This window comes from Primorskyibacter sedentarius (genome assembly GCF_004342065.1).
Lineage (GTDB): Bacteria > Pseudomonadota > Alphaproteobacteria > Rhodobacterales > Rhodobacteraceae > Primorskyibacter > Primorskyibacter sedentarius.
The window spans coordinates 17,824-37,519 of sequence record NZ_SLZU01000014.1; the positions used below are offsets into that span (position 1 = coordinate 17,824).

Annotated in this window: 18 protein-coding genes and 1 pseudogene; 7 read left to right on the forward strand and 12 right to left on the reverse strand. The window is 62.3% G+C overall.

Features of this window, described 5'->3' with window-relative positions:
- Nucleotides 1-130 precede the first annotated feature (130 nt).
- The 6 genes from mtgA to msrA all read left to right on the forward strand — a co-directional run bounded on the left by mtgA (nt 131) and on the right by msrA (nt 5,322).
- Nucleotides 131-880 carry a monofunctional biosynthetic peptidoglycan transglycosylase gene (gene mtgA / locus EDD52_RS16660; protein ID WP_132247050.1) on the forward strand — a complete coding sequence of 250 codons (750 nt, stop codon included), beginning with the start codon at nt 131-133 and terminating at the stop codon, nt 878-880.
- 364 nt (nt 881-1,244) lie between these two features.
- On the forward strand, nt 1,245-2,078 hold the full coding sequence (locus tag EDD52_RS16665; RefSeq protein ID WP_132247052.1) for a DUF481 domain-containing protein: 834 nt from the start codon (nt 1,245-1,247) through the stop codon (nt 2,076-2,078).
- Nucleotides 2,079-2,348: 270 nt separating this feature from the next.
- On the forward strand, nt 2,349-3,017 hold the full coding sequence (fzlA, locus tag EDD52_RS16670; protein ID WP_132247054.1) for an FtsZ-binding protein FzlA: 669 nt from the start codon (nt 2,349-2,351) through the stop codon (nt 3,015-3,017).
- Between the two features lie 90 nt (nt 3,018-3,107).
- Nucleotides 3,108-4,160: a tRNA epoxyqueuosine(34) reductase QueG gene (queG, locus tag EDD52_RS16675; protein WP_132247056.1), complete on the forward strand. Its 1,053-nt coding sequence runs from the start codon at nt 3,108-3,110 to the stop codon at nt 4,158-4,160.
- Between the two features lie 209 nt (nt 4,161-4,369).
- Nucleotides 4,370-4,819, forward strand: a complete 450-nt coding sequence (msrB, locus tag EDD52_RS16680) for a peptide-methionine (R)-S-oxide reductase MsrB (RefSeq protein WP_132247058.1) — start codon at nt 4,370-4,372, stop codon at nt 4,817-4,819.
- Nucleotides 4,816-5,322, forward strand: coding sequence for a peptide-methionine (S)-S-oxide reductase MsrA (msrA, locus tag EDD52_RS16685; protein WP_132247060.1), 507 nt, complete (start codon nt 4,816-4,818; stop codon nt 5,320-5,322). The genes msrB and msrA overlap by 4 nt, the downstream gene beginning before the upstream one ends.
- A 203-nt stretch (nt 5,323-5,525) precedes the next feature.
- Here msrA and EDD52_RS16690 read toward each other — a convergent pair whose 3' ends face one another.
- The 3 genes from EDD52_RS16690 to EDD52_RS16700 form a co-directional block, all read right to left on the reverse strand.
- Nucleotides 5,526-5,996, reverse strand: coding sequence for a hypothetical protein (locus tag EDD52_RS16690; protein ID WP_132247062.1), 471 nt, complete (start codon nt 5,994-5,996; stop codon nt 5,526-5,528).
- 180 nt (nt 5,997-6,176) lie between these two features.
- A complete protein-coding gene (locus tag EDD52_RS16695; RefSeq protein ID WP_132247064.1) occupies nt 6,177-6,737 on the reverse strand; it encodes a type 1 glutamine amidotransferase domain-containing protein in 561 nt (186 codons plus the stop codon).
- A gap of 88 nt (nt 6,738-6,825) precedes the next feature.
- Nucleotides 6,826-8,847, reverse strand: a complete 2,022-nt coding sequence (locus EDD52_RS16700) for an NADPH-dependent 2,4-dienoyl-CoA reductase (protein ID WP_132247066.1) — start codon at nt 8,845-8,847, stop codon at nt 6,826-6,828.
- A gap of 185 nt (nt 8,848-9,032) precedes the next feature.
- Between EDD52_RS16700 and EDD52_RS16705 the strand changes: the two are divergent.
- Nucleotides 9,033-9,937, forward strand: a pseudogene (locus EDD52_RS16705) (LysR family transcriptional regulator).
- A 184-nt stretch (nt 9,938-10,121) separates the two neighbouring features.
- Here EDD52_RS16705 and EDD52_RS16710 read toward each other — a convergent pair.
- The 9 genes from EDD52_RS16710 to EDD52_RS16750 form a co-directional block, all read right to left on the reverse strand.
- Nucleotides 10,122-11,102, reverse strand: a complete 981-nt coding sequence (locus tag EDD52_RS16710) for an OmpA family protein (RefSeq protein ID WP_132247068.1) — start codon at nt 11,100-11,102, stop codon at nt 10,122-10,124.
- On the reverse strand, nt 11,074-11,646 hold the full coding sequence (locus EDD52_RS16715) for a peroxidase-related enzyme (protein WP_132247070.1): 573 nt from the start codon (nt 11,644-11,646) through the stop codon (nt 11,074-11,076). Before EDD52_RS16715 ends, EDD52_RS16710 begins: the two co-directional genes overlap by 29 nt.
- Before the next feature lie 3 nt (nt 11,647-11,649).
- Entirely contained in the window at nt 11,650-12,384 is a 735-nt protein-coding gene (locus EDD52_RS16720; RefSeq protein ID WP_132247072.1) for a GNAT family N-acetyltransferase, read from the reverse strand.
- Entirely contained in the window at nt 12,381-13,103 is a 723-nt protein-coding gene (locus EDD52_RS16725; RefSeq protein ID WP_132247074.1) for a competence/damage-inducible protein A, read from the reverse strand. The genes EDD52_RS16720 and EDD52_RS16725 overlap by 4 nt, the downstream gene beginning before the upstream one ends.
- A gap of 364 nt (nt 13,104-13,467) precedes the next feature.
- A complete protein-coding gene (locus EDD52_RS16730) occupies nt 13,468-14,211 on the reverse strand; it encodes an SDR family NAD(P)-dependent oxidoreductase (protein ID WP_132247076.1) in 744 nt (247 codons plus the stop codon).
- Between the two features lie 184 nt (nt 14,212-14,395).
- A complete protein-coding gene (locus EDD52_RS16735; protein ID WP_132247078.1) occupies nt 14,396-15,271 on the reverse strand; it encodes an NAD(P)-dependent oxidoreductase in 876 nt (291 codons plus the stop codon).
- A gap of 39 nt (nt 15,272-15,310) precedes the next feature.
- Complete coding sequence (locus EDD52_RS16740) at nt 15,311-15,643, reverse strand: cupin domain-containing protein (RefSeq protein ID WP_132247080.1); 333 nt, start codon at nt 15,641-15,643, stop codon at nt 15,311-15,313.
- A 78-nt stretch (nt 15,644-15,721) separates the two neighbouring features.
- Nucleotides 15,722-18,022: a DUF4962 domain-containing protein gene (locus EDD52_RS16745; RefSeq protein ID WP_243651984.1), complete on the reverse strand. Its 2,301-nt coding sequence runs from the start codon at nt 18,020-18,022 to the stop codon at nt 15,722-15,724.
- Between the two features lie 108 nt (nt 18,023-18,130).
- The gene (locus tag EDD52_RS16750) at nt 18,131-19,693 is read right to left on the reverse strand and encodes a type 2 periplasmic-binding domain-containing protein (protein ID WP_243651986.1); all 1,563 of its coding nucleotides are present in this window, start codon (nt 19,691-19,693) and stop codon (nt 18,131-18,133) included.
- Nucleotides 19,694-19,696: the final 3 nt, after the last annotated feature.

A 19,696-nucleotide genomic window follows, 5' to 3' on the forward strand; every position in this document is an offset into this window, starting at 1 on the left:
GACTGGACGGCCCGGGTGGGAAACTCCCCGGGCCGTTTGCCGTTTGCCGGTTTGGAAAAATGGCACAGTGGGCCGGCACCGTGCAGATGCCGGGTTTTCGCAAGCCATGCGGGGCCGTATAGCTGACGGTATGGCACGCAAGAGCAGCAAGACCAGTTCCAGAACGCGCAAGACCGCGAAACGCGGCAAAGCGGTCAAGGCAAGGCCCCGTCCGATCCGGTGGCTGCTGCGGCGGCTTTTCTGGGTGGCGGTCGCGGTGGTGGGCCTCGCCGCGTTGGCGGTGGTGGGGTATGCGGTGCTGAACCCGCCCACGACCCCCTATATGATGACCGAGGCGCGGCGCATGGGCCGGTCTGTTGACCAGCAATGGGTCAGTGCCGATCAGATCGCGCCCGCGATGCTGCGGTCGGCAGTGGCGGCCGAGGATGCCAATTTCTGCACCCATTGGGGGTTTGACATGGTGGCCATTCGGGCGGCGCTGGAAACGGGCGGGGCGCGCGGGGCCTCGACCATCAGCCAGCAGGTCGTCAAGAACGTCTATCTCTGGCATGGCCGCAGTTGGCTGCGCAAGGCGCTGGAGGCGCTCCTGACCCCGGCGGTCGAGGCGGTCTGGTCCAAGCGCCGTATCCTTGAGGTCTATCTGAACGTCGCGGAGTTCGACGAGGGTGTGTTTGGCGTCGAGGCCGCAGCACGGCATTACTTCGGCGTCAGTGCCGCGCGCCTCAGCGACACGCAGGCGGCGCGGCTGGCGGCGGTGCTGCCCGCGCCCAAGGACCGGTCGGCCTCGCGCCCCACGGCCTCTGTCAGCCGCCGGGCGGGGTCCATCCGCGACGGGGCCGCAACCATTGCCCGCGACGGCCGGTCTGATTGCTTCGAATAGGGCGGTGGCCTGCGGGCCTGCTTTCCACCCAGGGATGATTCGGCGGCGCGAGCCCTTCGCGGCGGGTCCGGAAACGGCCATTTGGCATTCGCAGAATGCAATGCAGTCCTGCAAACGATCCCTGTCGGGTCGCGCGCGTATCAAGTGGCCCCCTCATATAATTTCCGACTTCCGGAAATCCTGCGTCTAACCGGTTGAAATTGCTCAAGTTGGCTTGGGCGCTTTGTTGCCACTGTGTATATTTCTACACAGATTGAGGGGGTCGAAATGGCGGATTTCAACTCCTTGCTGCGCTGCAACATCGTGGTGCTAGAAGGCACGAATGCAGAGGGGTTCTGCACAACAACTATCTAGGATAACGAAAATGAACACCTCCCTCCGTGCCATCCTTGGCGCCGCAGTTATTGCTTCCACCTTCGCGTCGGTTGCATCTGCACAAAACGTATTCGCCAACACCAACATCGCCGAAGACCAGAACGAAGATCTGCTTGAAGCCATCGAAGATGATGCCGAGCGTGACCTCGACCGGTTCGGCAATGAAGGCCGCCCCCAGGGCTTCTCGGGCAGCTTCGCGCTGCGCAGCGTTGCAACCTCGGGCAACACCGACACGGCTGATCTGGGCGTCGGCGCCGACCTGAACTACGTTCAGGGCAAAAACGGCTACGAGCTTCAGCTGAGCTACACCTACGGTGAAGACGACGGCAAGAAAACCGAAGAAAGCCTGTTCTACGGCTTTGAATACACCCGTGATTTCACGCCTGCCGTCTTCGGATTCGGCAAGATCCAGGGTTCGGTCGACAAGTTCTCTTCGTTCGAGAATGACACATTCGTCAGCTTTGGTGCCGGTTACCGGATCTTCAACGAAGCAGAGCGCCAGTGGTCCGTACAAGCTGGCCCCGGCTACCGCTTTGCTGACCTGGCCGACGCGTCGCTGTCCGACATCGACGAAGGCGCCTTTGGTATCTCGTCCGACTACGCACAGAAGCTGACCGAGACCGTGTACCTGACCAACGACACCGACGTGGTGTGGTCCGAGTCCGATACCGTTGTCTATAACGACCTGGCCCTGAGCGTTGCGATGACCAACACCCTGGCGCTGCGCACCAGCCTGCTGACCGAGTACCATTCGGATCCCGCAGACGGCTATGACGAAACCGACAACACCTTCGGCGTGTCGCTGGTTTACTCGTTCAACTAAGGCCGGACAGTTTCGGCAGACATTCTATCAGGTGTCTTTTTACCTCGTGTGACATCTGACAGTGGGATCGGGGCGGTAGCGAAAGCTGCCGCCCCGAAACCGTTTGGGGCTGTGAAAACCGCCCGTTGATCGCGCGAAGGGCGCGGCCGGCCTGCGTCAGGGCGGACAAAACGTCCCGGCAAGGAAGCGCGCGAAACCTGCTAATCCAGTTGAATCGCGGCGCACTTCGCGGCAAACAGGAGCATATGCCCTCAACAGGATTGTCCTAACGTGACCGCACGCCTCTATCATGTTCCGCTGTCGCCATTTTGCAGAAAAGTGCGACTGAGCCTTGCCGAAAAGAAGATCGAGGTTGAACTGGTCGAGGAGCGTTACTGGGAGAAAGACCCCGATTTCCTGCGCCGCAACCCTGCCGCCAAGGTGCCGGTGCTGAAATTCGACGGGCGGATGATGTCCGAAAGCTCTGCCATTTGCGAATATATCGAAGAGGTCTGCCCGGAGCCGCCCCTGATGCCGCGCTCTGCCGAGAATCGCTATGAGGTGCGCAGGCTGGTCAGCTGGTTCGACGACAAGTTTCACAACGAGGTGACTTCCAAGCTGCTGTATGAGCGCGTCAACAAGAAGGTGATGAAGCTGGGCTTTCCCGACAGCCGCAACGTCAAGGACGGGGCCAAGGCGATCAAGTACCATCTGGATTACCTCGCCTGGCTGCTGGAGCATCGGCGCTGGCTGGCCGGTGAGACGATGACGCTGGCCGATTTCGCGGCTGCGGCACATCTGTCGTCCTTGGATTACATCTCTGACGTAGATTGGAACCGGTCGGATATCGTGAAGGACTGGTACGCGAAGATCAAATCGCGCCCGGCCTTCCGGTCCATCCTTGCCGATCAGGTATCGGGCTTTCCGCCGCCTGCGCATTATTCGAACCTCGATTTCTGAGCGTGGCCAGGGCGGGGGGCTGCGACCCTCTTGCCTGCGGCCCAGTCTCCCTTGGGTATTTTCCCAACCGATGAAACGGGAAGGACCGGGATGGAGGGGTTGAAGGACAGGTTGGTGGCGCGGGCCCTTGAAGAGGGGTTTTCGGCCTGCCGGATCTGCCGGCCCTGGGATGTGCCGCAGGTCGCGGGCCGGCTGGCGGGTTTTCTGGAGGCCGGGCATCACGGGCAGATGGGCTGGATGGCCGAACGCACGCATTGGCGCGGCGACCCGGCAGCTTTGTGGCCCGAGGCGCGATCCGTCATCATGCTGGCCGAGAATTACGGGCCCTCGCATGATCCGCTGGAGATATTGGCGCATCGCGACCGGGCGGCGATTTCCGTTTATGCGCAGAACCGCGATTACCATGACGTCGTCAAGAAACGGCTGAAGCGGTTGGGGCGCTGGCTGATCGAGCAAGCGGCCAAGCCGCCCTCATCGGTGGAGCCGCCGGAGATCAAGGTGTTCGTCGACACGGCCCCGGTGCCGGAAAAGCCTTTGGGTGCGGCGGCGGGTCTGGGCTGGCAGGGCAAGCATACCAATCTGGTCAGCCGCGAGCTGGGCAGCTGGTTCTTTCTGGGGTCGATCTTTACCACGCTGGATTTGCCTGCGGACGAGGCAGAGCGTGACCATTGCGGGTCGTGCCGGGCCTGTCTGGATATCTGCCCCACGAATGCCTTTCCCGCGCCCTACCAGCTGGATGCGCGGCGCTGCATTTCCTACCTCACGATCGAGCATCACGGCCCGGTGGAGGAAGACCTGCGCTCGCTTCTGGGCAACCGGATTTACGGCTGCGACGATTGTCTGGCCGCCTGCCCGTGGAACAAGTTTGCGCAAGCCGCGTCAGAGGCGAAATACCACGCAAGGCCAGAGCTTCTGGCGCCAAAGCTGGCCGATCTGGCGGTGCTGGACGATGCTGGGTTCCGTGCGCATTTCAGCGGCAGCCCGATCAAGCGGATCGGCCGGGGGCGGTTCGTGCGCAACGTGCTTTATGCGATTGGCAATTCGGGGGATGCGGGCCTGCTGGGCGTGGCGCAGGGGCTGTGCGAGGATGCCGATACGGTCGTGGCGGATGCGGCCCGCTGGGCGGTGTCGCGGCTGGCCTGACGCGTGTTCGGCGCCGACCAGGGGAAGCCGGCCGGCGCCTCACGGGGTAGTGCCTTGGTTAACAGAGGGAAACTCTGTTGCGAATGACGTGGGGTTTGCGATGATGGTTATCAAGCTACGGAAGCGGAATCGTGAACCGGACCCTGCCGGCTCTTTGACTTTGGCGCAAAAGCCCCATCTATCCAGCAGGACACGCTAGGAGGACACCCATGGCGCAATATGAAAAGAACCCCGACGTGATCGCCACGCTCGACCCGGAGCAGTATCGCGTCACGCAGGAAAACGGGACGGAACGGCCGGGCACGGGCGCGTATCTGTCCAACAAGGAACCGGGTATCTATGTCGATATCGTCAGCGGAGAGCCGCTTTTCGCCAGTTCCGACAAGTATGAGAGCGGCTGCGGCTGGCCCAGCTTCACCAAGCCGATCGAGCCTGCGCATGTGACAGAGCTGCGCGACGTGTCGATGGGGATGATCCGGACCGAGGTGCGCTCGGCCCATGGCGACAGCCATCTGGGCCATGTGTTTCCCGACGGGCCACAGGACCGGGGCGGCTTGCGCTATTGCATCAACTCGGCCTCGCTGCGCTTTGTGCATCGCGACGACATGGAGGCCGAAGGCTACGGCGCCTATCTGGATCAGGTGGAGGATATGACATGAGCGAACGCGCTGTTCTGGCGGGGGGCTGTTTCTGGGGCATGCAGGATCTGATCCGCAGGCTGCCGGGGGTCGTGTCCACCCGCGTGGGCTATACCGGGGGCGACGTTCCCAACGCGACCTATCGCAACCATGGCACCCATGCCGAAGGGATCGAGATCCTCTTTGATCCCGCAAAGATCACCTATCGGCGGCTGCTGGAAGTGTTCTTTCAGATCCACGACCCCACCACGCTGAACCGGCAGGGCAATGACATGGGGCTGAGCTATCGCTCGGCCATCTATTATTGCTCCGAGGAGCAGCGGGCCGAGGCGCTGCGTACCATCGCGGATGTCGAGGCGTCGGGCCTGTGGCCGGGCCGCGTGGTGACAGAGGTGGAACCCGCGGGCGATTTCTGGGAAGCCGAGCCGGAGCATCAGGACTACCTCGAACGCTTCCCCAACGGCTACACCTGCCACTTCCCCCGCCCCGACTGGGTGCTGCCGAAACGATCCGCAGCGGAATGAACATACGGTCGCCAAGCCCTGCGCGCGAGGGTTGCGCGCAGGGCTTGGCGGCGCTGGTTGTTGGCTGTCAGGCCGGAGCGGGCCATTTCTTTACTATCATGAATTGGCTGAGCAGACATTATGGCGCTGCGTTCCAATGACGCCTCGGCGGACGAAGCTGCCGTCTACCGGGTTATGACGAATGGCCGCTTCGCGAAGAACCGCTAGCGGGCCCGGCTGGAAATGATGATCAGGTTGCGTACTGTATCGTGAACCAGAATCAGATCGTGTCGTATTTCGATGAAGTAGCCCTGCTGATCCGATGAGTAGTAATATGACAGCTTCGGCAGCCCGGTTATATTTTGCGCTTTGCGATCAAAGCATTCATTGCCGTCAAACAGTGCTTGGGCCGCAAAAGAGCCGTAATCCACTTTTCCTTCGAGCGGCAGTTGCAGCCAATCAGTTGTTGAACGATTTGGAATTGAAAACGGCACATCGGTATTTGTGGGGGTGTCTGCAAGTTCGTAGATGGATACGGCACAGAACAAAATGTCTCGCTCACTGTAAATGGAAGATGCATCTGCAACTTCCAACGGTAGGTACTCTCGAAGTTGATCGCCATCAAAGCGGCATGATGTGAGAATTATTGTAGCCCCCACGAACAAGAAACCTGTCAACAATGGTTGCTTAATCACATCTATCGCCTTTTCCCGTGCTTCACGAAGCGGACCTTAGACGTGTTGCAGAAATTTTGTAAGTTGGGCTCACTGCCGTCGGTAGCTGCGTTTTTGCCAACGGCGGCTTTGGCGCGAGGGTGGCAGGGAAGGCGCGCGGGTGGGCCCGCGCGCTTTGTGTGTTGCTGACAGGGGCGCAGCTTATGCGGCCTTGCGGTCGTGTTTGCCTTCTTCGACTTCCTCGATGATCTTGGAGATGAACGCGTCCAGATCGTTGGGGTTACGGCTGGTGATCAGGCCCTGGTCGGTGACGACGGCCTCGTCTTTCCAGTTGGCGCCCGCGTTTTTCACATCGGTGCTGATGGATTTGTAAGAGGTCATGTCGCGGCCCTTGACGATGCCGGCCTCGATCAGGATCCAGGGGGCGTGGCAGATGGCGGCCAGCGTCTTGCCGGAGTCGTGGAAGCTGCGCACGAGGGTCAGCACGTCTTCCTCCACCCGAAGCAGGTCGGGGTTGATCTGCCCGCCGGGCAGCACGAGCGCGTCGTAATCGGCCGGATCGACATCGCCAAGCGACAGGTCGGCGGGCACTTCGTGGCCCCAGTCGTCACCGTCCCAGCCACGGGCGGGTTTGCCATCCAGCGTGGCGAGGTGGACGGTCGCCCCGGCGGCGCCAAGGCGGTCGCGGGGGGCTTCGAGTTCGGATTGCTCGAAACCATGGGTGGCGACGATCAGAATTTTCGCGTCGGTGATCTGTGGCATTGGTGATCTCCTTTGTCATGTTGGGGGCGGGGGGACCCGCCTTCGCACACATAACGCGGAAGGGCCGCTGCTGTTCCCTGCTTGCGTTCTACAGCGCGGCGGCGACGCGGGTGCCCTGGTTGATGGCGCGCTTGGCGTCCAGCTCGGCCGCGACATCGGCGCCACCGATGACATGCACGGCGATGCCTTCGGCCTCCAGCGCGTCGGCGAGGGTGCGATCAGACAGCTGCCCTGCGCAGAGCACGACGGTGTCGCAGGCGATCAGCTCTGGCCGTTCGCGCGCCTCGCCGTAGGAGATGTGCAGGCCGTCGGCGTCGATGCGTTCGTAATTCACGCCCGCCTTCATATCGACCGATTTCATCTGCAGCCCGGCGCGGTGAATCCAGCCGGTGGTTTTGCCCAGCCGTTTGCCGGGGCGTTCGGCCTTGCGTTGCAGCAGGGTGACCTGCCGGGCGGCGGGGTCCGGTTGCGGGCCTTCGGGGGCAAGGCCAGAGCGGGCAATCTCTGGGTCGGTCACGCCCCATTCGCGCATCCATTCGGGCAGGTCGGTGGTGGGGCTGTCAACGGTGACAAGGAATTCGGCCACGTCAAAGCCGATGCCACCCGCGCCGATCACGGCCACGCGGGCCCCGACGGGCGCGCCCCTCAGCACATCGATATAGCTGAGCACGTTGGGGCCGTCCTGACCGGGAATTTGCGGGTCGCGGGGGACAACCCCGGTGGCGATGACCACCTCGTCATAGCCCGCCAGCGTGCCGGTATCGGCCTCTGTCTCCAGCCGGGCGGTGACGCCGGCCTCTGCCAGCATGGTGCGGTACCAATCGACGAGGCCCCAGAATTCCTCTTTGCCCGGCACCTGTTTGGCCATGTTGAGCTGCCCGCCGATTTCGGAGGCGCGGTCGTAGAGGGTGACGTCATGGCCGCGCTGTGCCGCGGTGATGGCCGCAGACAGGCCAGCGGGGCCCGCGCCGACAACGGCCACGCTGCGCGGGCGCTGGGTGGGGGTGACGGTCAGTTCGGTTTCATAGCAGGCGCGGGGATTGACCAGGCAGGTCGAGATCTTGCCGCCGAACGTGTGGTCCAGGCAGGCCTGATTGCAGGCGATGCAGGGTGCGATCGTGTCGGCGCGGCCCTCGGCGGCCTTGCGCACGAAATCGGGGTCGGCAAGGAACGGACGCGCCATGGAGACCATATCGGCGCAGCCCTCGGCCAGCACGGATTCCGCCACATCCGGCATGTTGATCCGGTTCGAGGTGATGACGGGAATGCCGACCTTACCCATCAGTTTTTTCGTGACCCATGCAAAGGCGGCACGGGGGACAGAGGTGGCGATGGTGGGAATGCGCGCCTCGTGCCAGCCGATGCCGGTGTTGAGGATCGTGGCGCCCGCCGCTTCGATGGCCTTGGCCAGTTGCACGACTTCGGCGTGGGTGGAGCCGTTGGGCACAAGGTCGATCATCGACAGGCGGTAGATCAGGATGAAATCCGGGCCGACAGCCTCGCGGACGCGGCGCACAACCTCGACCGGCAGCCGCATGCGGTTCTCGTAGGACCCGCCCCAGCGATCGGTGCGCTTGTTGGTATGGGTGACAAGGAACTGGTTGAGGAAATAGCCCTCGGAGCCCATGATCTCGACCCCGTCATAGCCCGCCTCGCGCGCGCGGGTGGCAGAGGTGACGATATCGGCGATCTGCTTTTCGATGCCGTCTTCGTCCAGTTCCCTGGGCGGGAAGGGAGAGATGGGCGATTTCACCGCGCTGGGGGCCACGCAGTCGGGGCTGTAGGCATAGCGCCCCGCATGCAGGATCTGCATGGCGATCTTGCCGCCCGCGTCATGCACCCGGTCGGTGACGATGCGGTGGTTGGCGATATCCTCGGGCGTGTACAGCCCGGCCGCACCGGGAAAGACGCCGCCTTCGGGGTTGGGGGCCATGCCGCCTGTGACCATCAGGGCCACGCCGCCGCGCGCACGGGTGGCGTAGAATTCGGCGGCGCGGTTCCAGTCCTTCGTCTCTTCCAGCCCGGTATGCATGGACCCCATCAACACGCGGTTCTTCAGCGTGGTGAAGCCGAGATCGAGCGGCGACAGAAGATGTGGATAGTCGGTCATGGTGGGCCTCCCTGGTTCGGCGGTATCACACCCGATCAACGCGGCGGTGTCACTGTCAAACGCAGCGTCACGGCGTGAGATCGTTTCCAGCCCATGAACAACCCCGCAATCATCACCGAATTGTCCCATTTGTGCCTTGGTTCGGCATCACAAAAGCCATCGATTACATGTGGCTGGGGCTGTATATGGACCGATTTTCGGAAATGGAGGCGTTTGCGACGGTGGTGGACCGGGGCGGGTTCACCGATGCGGCGCGCAAGCTGGGACTGTCGAAATCGGCAGTGTCGAAACATGTCTCCGCTCTGGAGGCGCGACTTGGCGCACGATTGCTGAACCGGACCACGCGGCGCGTCAGCCCGACGGAAATCGGCCTTGCCTATTACGACCGTGCCCGCCGGGTGCTGTGTGAGGCGGGCGCAGCCGATGCGCTTGTCACGTCGATGCAATCGGTGCCTTCGGGGCTGCTGCGGGTCAGCGTGGCCACGGATTTCGGCGTCAACCACCTGTCGCCGGTTCTGGGCCAATTCATGGCGGAGTTTCCCGATATCAAGGTCGATATGGTGCTGGACAACCGCTATGCGGAGCTGATCTCGGAAGGGTTCGACATGGCGGTGCGGATCGGCGAGATGAGCGATAGCAGCCTGCGCGCGCGCAAGGTGGCAGAGACCCGGCTGCGCATGATCGCCAGTCCCGACTACCTTGGCAGGGTCGGGCGGCCGCAGCGGATTGATGATCTGAAAGATCACCGGCTGCTACATTATTCCAATCAGTCGAGCGGCAATGTCTGGCGTGTCACCGACCGTCTGGCGAACGCCGGCAGGTCCGCTCTGCCGGGTGGTTGAGCGTGAATGACGGGCAATCGCTGCTCAACGCCACGATTTCGGGGTTGGGCATCGCCTACCTGCCCGCGTTTCTGTACGCCGATGCGATGGCGCAAGGGCTGGTCGAGGATGCGATCCCGGATATTCCGGTCGAGACGCAGGCGATCTTTGCCGTCTATCCGCCGGGCCGTTTCATCCAGCCCAAAGTGCGTGCATTCATCGATTTCCTTGTAGAGGCCTTTGGTCGGAAAGGTCCGGACAATTGGTGATATTTCCCCCTTTTCGGGGACAGAATTTTAACAAGTGACGTGTTTAATGAGGTCAGTGGTGACGAGTTGCCGGGGTGACAAGTGGCGCAGTAAAGAGTGAAATTTTTCAAGTTGGAAGTGTCCCGGGTCTGCCGGGGCACTTTCTGCCCAAGCGACCAGCGGGCCCTTGCGTGTCCGGGAAGGGTTACTGAGGCAAGAGCACAGCCTCTACCCGGCGATTGGCTTCGCGGCCTTCCTCGGTCAAGTTGCTGGCGATCGGAGAAAGATAGCCCATGCCCTCGGCATCCAGACGGCCCGCAGAGATGCCCTGCGCGGTGACAAGCCGGTCCTTGACCGAGGTCGCCCGCTTGCGCGAGAGCGCGATATTTGCGTCGAGTGAACCAATGGCGTCCGTGTGGCCCACCAATGCGACCCGGCGGTCGGGATGGGCCTGCATGTAGTCTGCCAAAGCTGCGAGCGACGCAAAGCTGCCCTCGCCCAGCGAGGCAGAGCCCGTTTCGAATGTCAGGTCGGGCAGGATGACATGGCCGACGCTTTCCAGCGGTTCGGCAATCTCTGCAGGGTCCACGGGCAGCATGACGGGTGCGATCGTGGCGTTCGGGCGGTCGGCATCGGTGCCGATCCGCGTGGGCGGCGTGGCCCCCGGCGCGGTCACGCGCACGATCTGGACAAACCCGTTTGCGGCGCTGCGGCTGACAAGAAGGTTCAGATGTTCGCTGCCATCCGGGGCGCCCGCGCTGAGCGCGCGAAAATCCGTCAGGTCGACATACATGCCGGGACCGGGCAGCACCTCTGTCCCGAAGCGGAAATCGAAGCCGCCACAATCATTGTCGGCGCATTCGAGCAGCAATTCATAGCCCTGATCGAGGATCTGCTGGCGCAGCGGCGACAGGATCTGCAGCGTGGTGATGCCCCCGCCACTTATGCGGAACGCCTGACGAGAAACCTGCCCCTCGACCGGTTTGGTGGGCACTTCCTCGCCATTCCAGGGGCCGGTTGGCAGGTTGTAGCTGTCGAGCGCGGTAATGACCTCTGCCACCCGCCTGCTGCCTGACGGCAAATCCAGCACCACCGCCGCGACGCCGGGCCGGGCGAACACGGTGGTCAGGGCGATCAGCGCGCCCAGAAAGGCGGTCCTAGCGCGAGCGCGCGTGATAGTCTTCATTCGGTCGCATATCCGTGGCGCTGGCCACGCGGTTGGTCATGTTGAAGAACCCCGCCACATTGGCGATGTCCCAGATGTCACGGTCGGTAAAGCCTGCGTCCCGCAGGGCCTGCCTGTCGGGTTCCTCGATCTCGGCGCTGGCGGTGGTGATCCGGGCGGCGAAGTCGAGCATCGCGCGGGTCCGGTCGTCCAATGGGGCCACGCGGTAATTCATCACCAGCATCTCGCCCAGCATGGGATCGCCCGACAATTCGCGCACGGCCTGGCCATGGGCCGTGAGGCAGTAGAAGCAGCGGTTGATGGAGGAGACGACGACGGCGATCATCTCACGCTCCAGCTTTGTCAGGCCACTATCGGCGAGCATCAGGTCGTTATAAAGGCCGGTGAAGGCGTTCAGCTTGTCGATGTCGAAAGCATGGGCGCGCAGCACGTTGGGGACCATGCCCAGCTTTTCCTGACAGATGTCGAAGTATTTCTGCGTGTCCGCGGGCAGCGGATCGACCAATGGCAGGTCAAGTGCTGTAGGGCTGTCTGGTTTGGTCATATATCAGGCCGTCCGGTCATCGGGGTGAATGCGGTAGTGGTACTGTCCCACAAGCGCGAAGCCCATGGAATGATATAATTCATTGGCCGCGTCATTGGCCTGCGTGCAAAGTGCGGCGATTTCCTGCGCGCCCTGGCTGCGGCCCCAGTGCGCGGCACGGCGCATCAGCCAGCGGGCAGAGCCGTGGCGACGCATCGCGGGGCGCACATGCAGCGCATGGACCATCGCGATGCCGTCATGCACCGCGACGTAGCCCACCGCAGAGGGGTGATCATTCGCGCGGCCCAGCAGGGCGGTTTTCGGGCAGGTGCAGCGCTGCATCACTGCGATCCGGTCGGCGGAAATGCCGCCTTCTGCCCAGATTTCGCGCATGATTGCCAACGGCTCCCATATTTCGAAGGCGGTGACGGGGGGGATGTTGCGGTCGTCTATCAGCTCGATCGGGGCGATCAGCAGGTTGACGGGATCGATGACCGCGTAGCCGCGCGTGGCGAGCGCCTCGTCCAGCGCCGTCTCTGCCTGACGGATCATGAAGAGGCGGGGCTGGCCCATCGCCTGCATCGCGGTTTCGGCCATGTGGATGTCCGCATCGGAAAAGGCAGCCTCGGCCGTGGCGGCAGAGACGCGCTTGCCGCCGCCCGCGCCGTCGCGCAGTGTCCAGGGGCCCTCTCGCCATGCCCGCGCGGCAGGCCAGGTCGCCTCTGTCACCGATTGGAGCTGTCCGGCCCGGTCGGTCATTCGGGAAACAGATCCGCGAGCCGGGTCATGGCCTGATCGATCAGCGCGCCATCCGTGCCACGGATGACGATATTCGCGCCGTAGACACCGTCTTTCTGGAACGGGTAGGACCCGATCATGAGGTCGGGAAAGTCCTTGGCCAACACGCCCAGCGGGCCGGCGATCACGCCTTCGCCCTGATTGATCCGCAAGGTCTGGCTCAGCAGCGGCGCGCCGCCGGTGAGCGTGGGCAGAACGCTGGCCACCATCGCCTGAAACACCGAGGGGACACCGGCCATCACATGCACGTTTTCCAGTGTGAAGCCGGGGGCGACAGAGACCGGGTTTTCGATCAGCGTGGCGCCTTCGGGGATGCGGGCCATGCGCAGGCGGGCCTCGTTCAGCTCTGCCCCGGTGCGTGCGTAATGCGCGGCCAGAAGCGCGCGGGCGTCGTCGCGGACATCAATGCTGCGGTCAAAGGCAGCGGCGATGCAGTCGGCGGTGATGTCGTCATGGGTGGGGCCGATCCCGCCCGAGGTGAACACGTGGTCATGGTTCGAGGACAGGGCCTTGACCGCCGTCACGATCGTGTCGTGATCGTCCGAGACCATGCGCGCCTCTTTCAGGTCGATGCCATGCTTGGTCAGTTCGCCCGCCAGGTAATGCATGTTGCTGTCGCGGGTCCGCCCCGAAAGAATCTCGTCGCCGATAACGAGCATTGCGGCGGTTGGGTTGGGCATGCGCTGGCCTCCTGTGGTGCTGCTGAAGGCAGGTATAGGACGCAGGCAGCGCGCTTTCAAACCCTTGCCGCGCGGGCAGATCGCCGCGACAGGCAAGAGGCCGCAGCCCGCGCGCCTTATTGGGCGGGGCGCGCGCCCGGAAGGCGGTTGGGCGCAGCTATTCGTGATCCGGGAATGCAGGTGCTCTGGTCGATAACGGCAGGGCCTGAGGGGGGCGGCGCGGGGCCAGTGCCGGGACGATTGCTAGATGGGCTGGGCATGCGGCGGAACTGCGCCCACATGGTTGGGGAGCGTGGAAGGTCGGTCGCCATGCGGGCGCAGTATGACGGCGGGCAGATCTGCCCAGCCGTCGTCTCGTCAGGCGTCAGCTGAACAGCATGCCGCCGTTGATGTCGATATTCGCGCCGGTGATGAAGGCGCTTTCCTCGCTGGCGAGATAGGCAACAAGGTTACCGATATCTTCGGGCGACCCCTGCCGTTTCAGCGGCGAGGCGTTCTCGACATTCTTGCGAACCTCGGGCTTGGTGAAGATATTGTGGAAGTCGGTGTCGATCATGCCGGGGCAAAGCGCGTTGACGCGGATATCCGGGCCCAGTTCCTTTGCAAGGCCGCGCGTCATCGTCATCACAGCGCCTTTGGAGGTCGCATAGGCAACCGCGCCGGGGCCGCCGCCATCGCGGCCTGCCTGGCTGGCAATGTTCACGATCGCGCCGGATTTCAGGTGCGGCAGGCACGCCTTGACCATCAGGAAGGTGCTGGTGAGGTTCAGATCCATCACCGCATTCCAGTGTTCCAGCGACATTTCGGCAATGGTCTTGCGCGCGATCAGGCCGCCGGTGTTGTTCACAAGGATGTCGACGCCGCCGAATTCGGCCACCGTCCTGGCAACCAGCGCGTCAACGCCCGCCTGCGAATTCAGGTCGCCCTGAAGGGCAAAGGCCTTGCCGCCCGCCGCGGTGATCTCGGCCACGGCGCTGTCGGCGCCTTCGCTGCTGGAGAAATAGTTGAGCGCAACATTGGCGCCTTCTTCTGCAAGCCGCATGGCGCAGGCGCGCCCGATGTCACGTCCGGCACCGGTGACAATGGCGGTCTTTCCCTCGAGTTTCATCTGGTCTTCCTTCTTGGTGTTTTTCCGGCGCAGCCTGTGATTGCGGCTGGCACGACTGTTTGACCTGCGGCACTTGAGGCCTGTCTGGGGGCGACAGGCCCGTACCTGTGTCGGGCCTGCCTGTTCATTTCAGATCACGGGCGCGAGGCCCGGTGCTGTGATGCGCCTATGGGGCGATCTGCGATCAGAGCTTGTGAAAATAGTCGAAGATTTCGGGGACGTTGCCATCGCCCATGCCGGCATCGACGGCAGCTTGCAGGTTATGAGAGGTGCCTTCGGCAATCTCGGCCCGCGTGCCCATATCCTCTGCCATCTTCAGGAAATAGCCCAGATCCTTGTTGGCATTGTTGATCGAGAAACCAAGATCGCTGACGCCATCGACGGCGTAATTCTTGCAGAACCCCATGAAGGGCGAATTCGAGGGGCCGGTCGACATGATGTCGTACAGCTGCTGGCGGTCGACACCGGCGCGATCCGCCACGGCGAAGGCCTGGCTCATCGTGCAGACGGTCGTCATGCCCATGAAGTTGTTGATCAGCTTGGTGACGTGGCCTGCGCCAAGCGCGCCAAGGTAGAAGACGTTTTCGCCCTGCTCGTCGAGGACCGGTTTGACCTTTTCAAAGGTCTCCTTGTCGCCTGCGGCCATGATGTTGAGCAGACCGTCCTTGGCATGGGCCGGGGTGCGGCCAAGGGGCGCGTCGACCATGCCGGCACCTTTGGCGGCCAGATCGGCGCCGATCTTGCGGGTCGAGGCCGGGATGGATGTGCCGAAATCGATCAGCACGGCGCCTTCCTTGATGCCCGCAAGGATGCCGTTGTCGCCATAGACCAGCTTTTCGACAACTTCGGACGTGGTCAGGCACAGCATCACGATGTCGGATGCCTCTGCCAGCTCCTTGGGCGAGGTGGCTTCGCGGGCATTGCCGCGATCGATCACCGCTGAAACGGCATCCTTGTTGAGATCCATGACGACGAGTTCGTAACCCCGCTTTTGGAGGTTCTCCACCATGTTGCCGCCCATGAGGCCGAGGCCGATGAAACCGATGACAGGTTTGGTCATGCCGTTTTCTCCCTTAAGTCTTTCTTGGTGTTTGTTGGATCAGAGGAAATCTTCACGGTGTGGCGTGAAGATATCCAGAAGGGTGCCCGCCTCCAGGCAGGTCGCCCCGTGTTCGATATTGGGCTGCTTGTACAAGGAGTCCCCGGCGGAGACGATGTAGGTGTCATCGCCGACGGTGAATTCGAACTTGCCCGAGATGACATAGGTGATCTGCTCGTGCGGGTGGTGGTGGCGCGCGGCCACCGTGCCGGTTTTGAAATGCACCTCGACGCACATCACGTTGTCATTGAAAGCGGCGACTTTCCGTGTCAGCCCGCCGCCTGCATCAAACAGCTTGTTCTCTGCTGCGGGAAAATAGTTCTTTACGCTCATTGCACATCTCCGCGACGTGTTTCGGGTTCAGGCACCGGCCGACCAGATTGCGGGGCCGGTGCCGTTATTGGGAACGGGTCAGGTATTGGCCAGCTTCTTCATCACCACCTTGAACGTGTTCTCGTCCGTGTCGGTGAAGTAGAGGTCGGCGTCATAGCCTTGATCGTCCATGAAGTTGAAGATCCGCTTCGGCTCGCTCAGCTTGTAGGGCACGATCAGCGTCGCGATGCGGTGGCGGGTCGAGGCGGGATATCTGGCATGCAGGCAGGTGCTGACCGGCAGGCCCTCATACTCCGAAGGATCGACGCCGGGAAAGCCCGTCTCTTGTGTCAGTTCCGGCTTGCCTGCCTCTGACCAGACGACCTGACCGTAGAAACCCGCGCGTTCGCCGGTATTGCGGAAGGTGGTCTTGCCAAGGTCGTAGGGTTGGTTGGCATGCAGCAGCCAATCCACCGTGACCGGGGTTTCGGCATCCACCTTGTCAACGATCACGAAGTAGCTGCCGCGCACGAAGTAGATCTCGCGTTCGGCCAGCGTGACCTCTGGCGACAGGCTTTGGTAGGCGGCGGTGGCATCGCCCTTGATGTAGATGTGATCCTCGTGCTGTTCCGCCGCCAGGATCTTGCCGGTTGCGGCCATCGCCTTGGCCTTGTCCTTGTCGGCATACTGACCCTTGCCGTTGATCAGGATCGCGTTCTTGGACCGGGTCTGGCGGCGCCACTGGCGGTGCATGGTCGAATTGAAAGCAACGTAATAGCCCGACTGGATCGCCAGATCTTCGCCATATCCGGCCATGCAAAAGGCGTTCTGGTCGCCGTGGCTGTGGCTGATCGACCCGAAGGGCGAGGATTTGAACACCAGTTGGATATGGTTGTCCGGGTCCGCCATCGCGTGCTGCACACCGACCCAGCCGATCCCCTTGAAGTGGCGCAACCCGTCTTCGGGTGGCGTGGCTTCGACCGCGGGGCAGGAGGAGTGATAGACCAGATCGTCGAAATTGGTGTCCCACCAGCCCCAGTTGTAAAAGGCCATCTCGGTGCCGGGATTGAGGCGCTCAAGTTCCTCGTAATACCACTGGTAGGCGCCATTGCCGGTCTCGCCCGCATATTGGCGCATGTTGAGACCGGTCTTGATGCAGGGCAGGTCGCCCATGGTGCTGTCATCGCCGAACGTGGCGCGGCGCGTATTGGGCGCCTTGCAGTAGAGCGGGAAATCGCCCGTGTTCTGGAAGAAAGGCCGCTTGTAAAGGTCAAGGCCGGTATAGGAGCGCAGCAGGTTCGCCGCGTCGATCAGATAGGCCATGCCCATCATCCAGTAATTCGTGCCCTCGGCCCAGCCACCATCGCTGTCGCCCCAGGGCGAATAGACGGTGAACAGGAACTCGATGCAGTAATCCAGCCATTCGCGGGCCTCGTCGTTTTCCTCTTCGCCCAGCAGGGCGATGCAGGCGGGCACAAGCGTCAGCGAGACAGAGCGCACGGCGTGGCTGTCATAGGGGAAGAGATGGATCTTGGCGTTGATGATCGCATGTTCCGCGATGTCGCGGGTGCGCTCCATCAGGGCGCCACGCACTTTGGCGCGCTCTTCATCGGTCATCTGGTCGTGCAACCAGTCATAGCCCCATGTCAGCGCATTGGTGACGCGATAGGCCCATTCATCCGTATAGGCGCGCGAGGTGACACCCATCGGGTCCCACTCTGCGGCGGCCAGCAGCCATTCCTTGGCGCGGACCAGCATGGCGGCGTCCTGAGTGACCTGTCCACCGATGGCAAGATGACGGATCGCATACATCAACTCTTGCAGCTCGATATAGGTCTGGCGCCAGACCGGGGCCACGCGTTTGTGGCCGGGATAGCCTGCCGGTTCGGCCATCACGTCGCGGTCCATCCAGGGCAGAACGGATTTTTCGTAAAAGCTCGACCAGGTGCAATGCGCAGGGTCTGCGGCAACGGCCTTGCGGAAATCCTTCAGCCGGTCCGGTGTCAGCCACAGGCGCGGGTGGTCGCCGGTCGCCTTGGCATAGCGGGCACCGCGGCCAAGAAGCGGCGTTTCGGGCAGACCTTCGGCGACGGTAAAGCTGCGGTCAGAGCTCCAGCTCGTGGCCTGTTTGCCTGTCTCGGGGTCAAAAACCGCGTAGGACCAGACATAGGAGCCACCGGCCAGAGGAATGTCCGGCGTGAAAAAGTTCAGCGGAATGTCACTGAAGACATGCGTTGATTTGGCGGGGTATTTCGGATCGCTCGACACGCGCAGCATGTAGCGCGCTTCGTCCTCGATAACCGGCAGCCAGGAAAAACGTGGCGGGTTCTCGGCGATTTCAACCCCGTTATCGGGCGCATATTGAATCGTCAGACGGCCGGTCTTGGGTTCGTCGAGCATGGGGACGGCTTCGCCGGGCATCGGTCAGTCTTTCTTTGTTGGGTAAGAGGGGGGATCGTGCGGCCCGTGAAGGCCGCACGAAAGAACATTCAGATCAGCAAGGCCGGATCAGCTGTACTGACGGGCGTAGGCCGAGTTCATGACTTCAAGAACTTCCTGAAGGCCCATCTTGTTGAGCGTCTCGACATAGTCGTCCCAGTCTTCCTTGATGTCGCCGGAACCCAGGATCCAGGCCTGCTGGCGTTCGAGCATGTAGGTCACGATCGACGGGTAGTACTTGTCGTAGACCGCCTGCTCTTCCTCGTTGAAGGCCACGCCCAGGAACTGTTCTACCAGAAGATCCTCGGTATCGTAGAGCTCGATGCCCTCGCGTGCCGACTCGCGGGTCCACTGCCATTCATAGCGGTAATCCTGCGGGTAGCCGCGATAGACCTGCGCACCTTCCAGATACATCTGGCTGTTCACAGGCTGGCCCGAGTTGAGGACCTCGTCCTTGTAGATCGGCTCGCCATCGACCATGTCCCAGGTCTTGCCCTCGACGCCAAAGTTGGCGAGAAGCGCGCCCTCTTCAGAGAACCAGAAGTCGAAATACTTGATGGTCTCTACGGGATGTTCGTTGGCAAAGGTGATCGCCCAGCCATCGGGCTTCATCGGGATGCGGCGGTTTTCCTCGATCCGCACTCCGCTGACCGATTTCGGCGGCAGGAAGGGGATGAAGTTGAAGCCTTCGACCTTGTCCGCCAGCGCAATATTGTAGCCGGAGGTGGAGGCAAACCAGTCATGGGTCATGCCGCCCAGGTTTTCGCCCAGAAGATAGTCACGCGCGGAAGACCCGCGGGTAAAGACCTCGGCGTCGATCAGGCCCTCTTCGTACCACTTGGCGATATTGGCCAGCCCGTCACGATAGGCTTCCTGCGCATAGGGATGCGCCACTTCGCCGTCCTTGAGGTAGAACTGGTGGTAGACATCCGCCCCGGTGGAGCGCGCATCCCACAGTGTCAGCAGGCGCAGCACTTCTTCCCAGTCGCGGACAAAGAACGGGATCTCGTCCTTTTCGCCGTTGCCGTTCGGATCCTGATCGCGGAAGGCCACCAGCACGTCGTAGAGCTCGTCGACATTGTCGGGCTGCTCAAGACCCAGCGCATCGAGCCAGTCCTGACGGACGAACCATGCGCGGGCATATTTGCCGTCGGGCAGGTAGGGAATGTAGTAGACATTGCCGTCAAACGCCGCGATCGCGTTCCAGATATCCGGGTGCTCGTCGAACCACGCCTTGATGTTTGGCGCATGTTCTTCAACCAGATCGTTGAGCGGAACGAAGGCGCCCTGGGGCCCATATTCGTTGACCGGCTGCTGGACCTTGGCACCGCCGACGATGTCGGGAAGGTTACCTGTCGCCAGAAGCAGGTTCATCGCTTCGCTTTGATCGGTGGAATTGCGACCCGATGTCTGGTCGATCAGGTGGATGTTGGTCTTTTCACGTGCGACCTCTTCCACCGGGTAGATCTTGGATGTGTCACCGCCCGGACCGTAGCCCTGAGCCCGCGCCCAGTGCATGTGGATCGTCAGCTCCAGCGGCTCTTCGACGATCGGCAGATGGCTCTCGGCGAAGGCCGGCGCCGTGATGGCCGTGGAGCCCATCAGGGCAAGTGCAAAGGTGAATTTACGCATTAT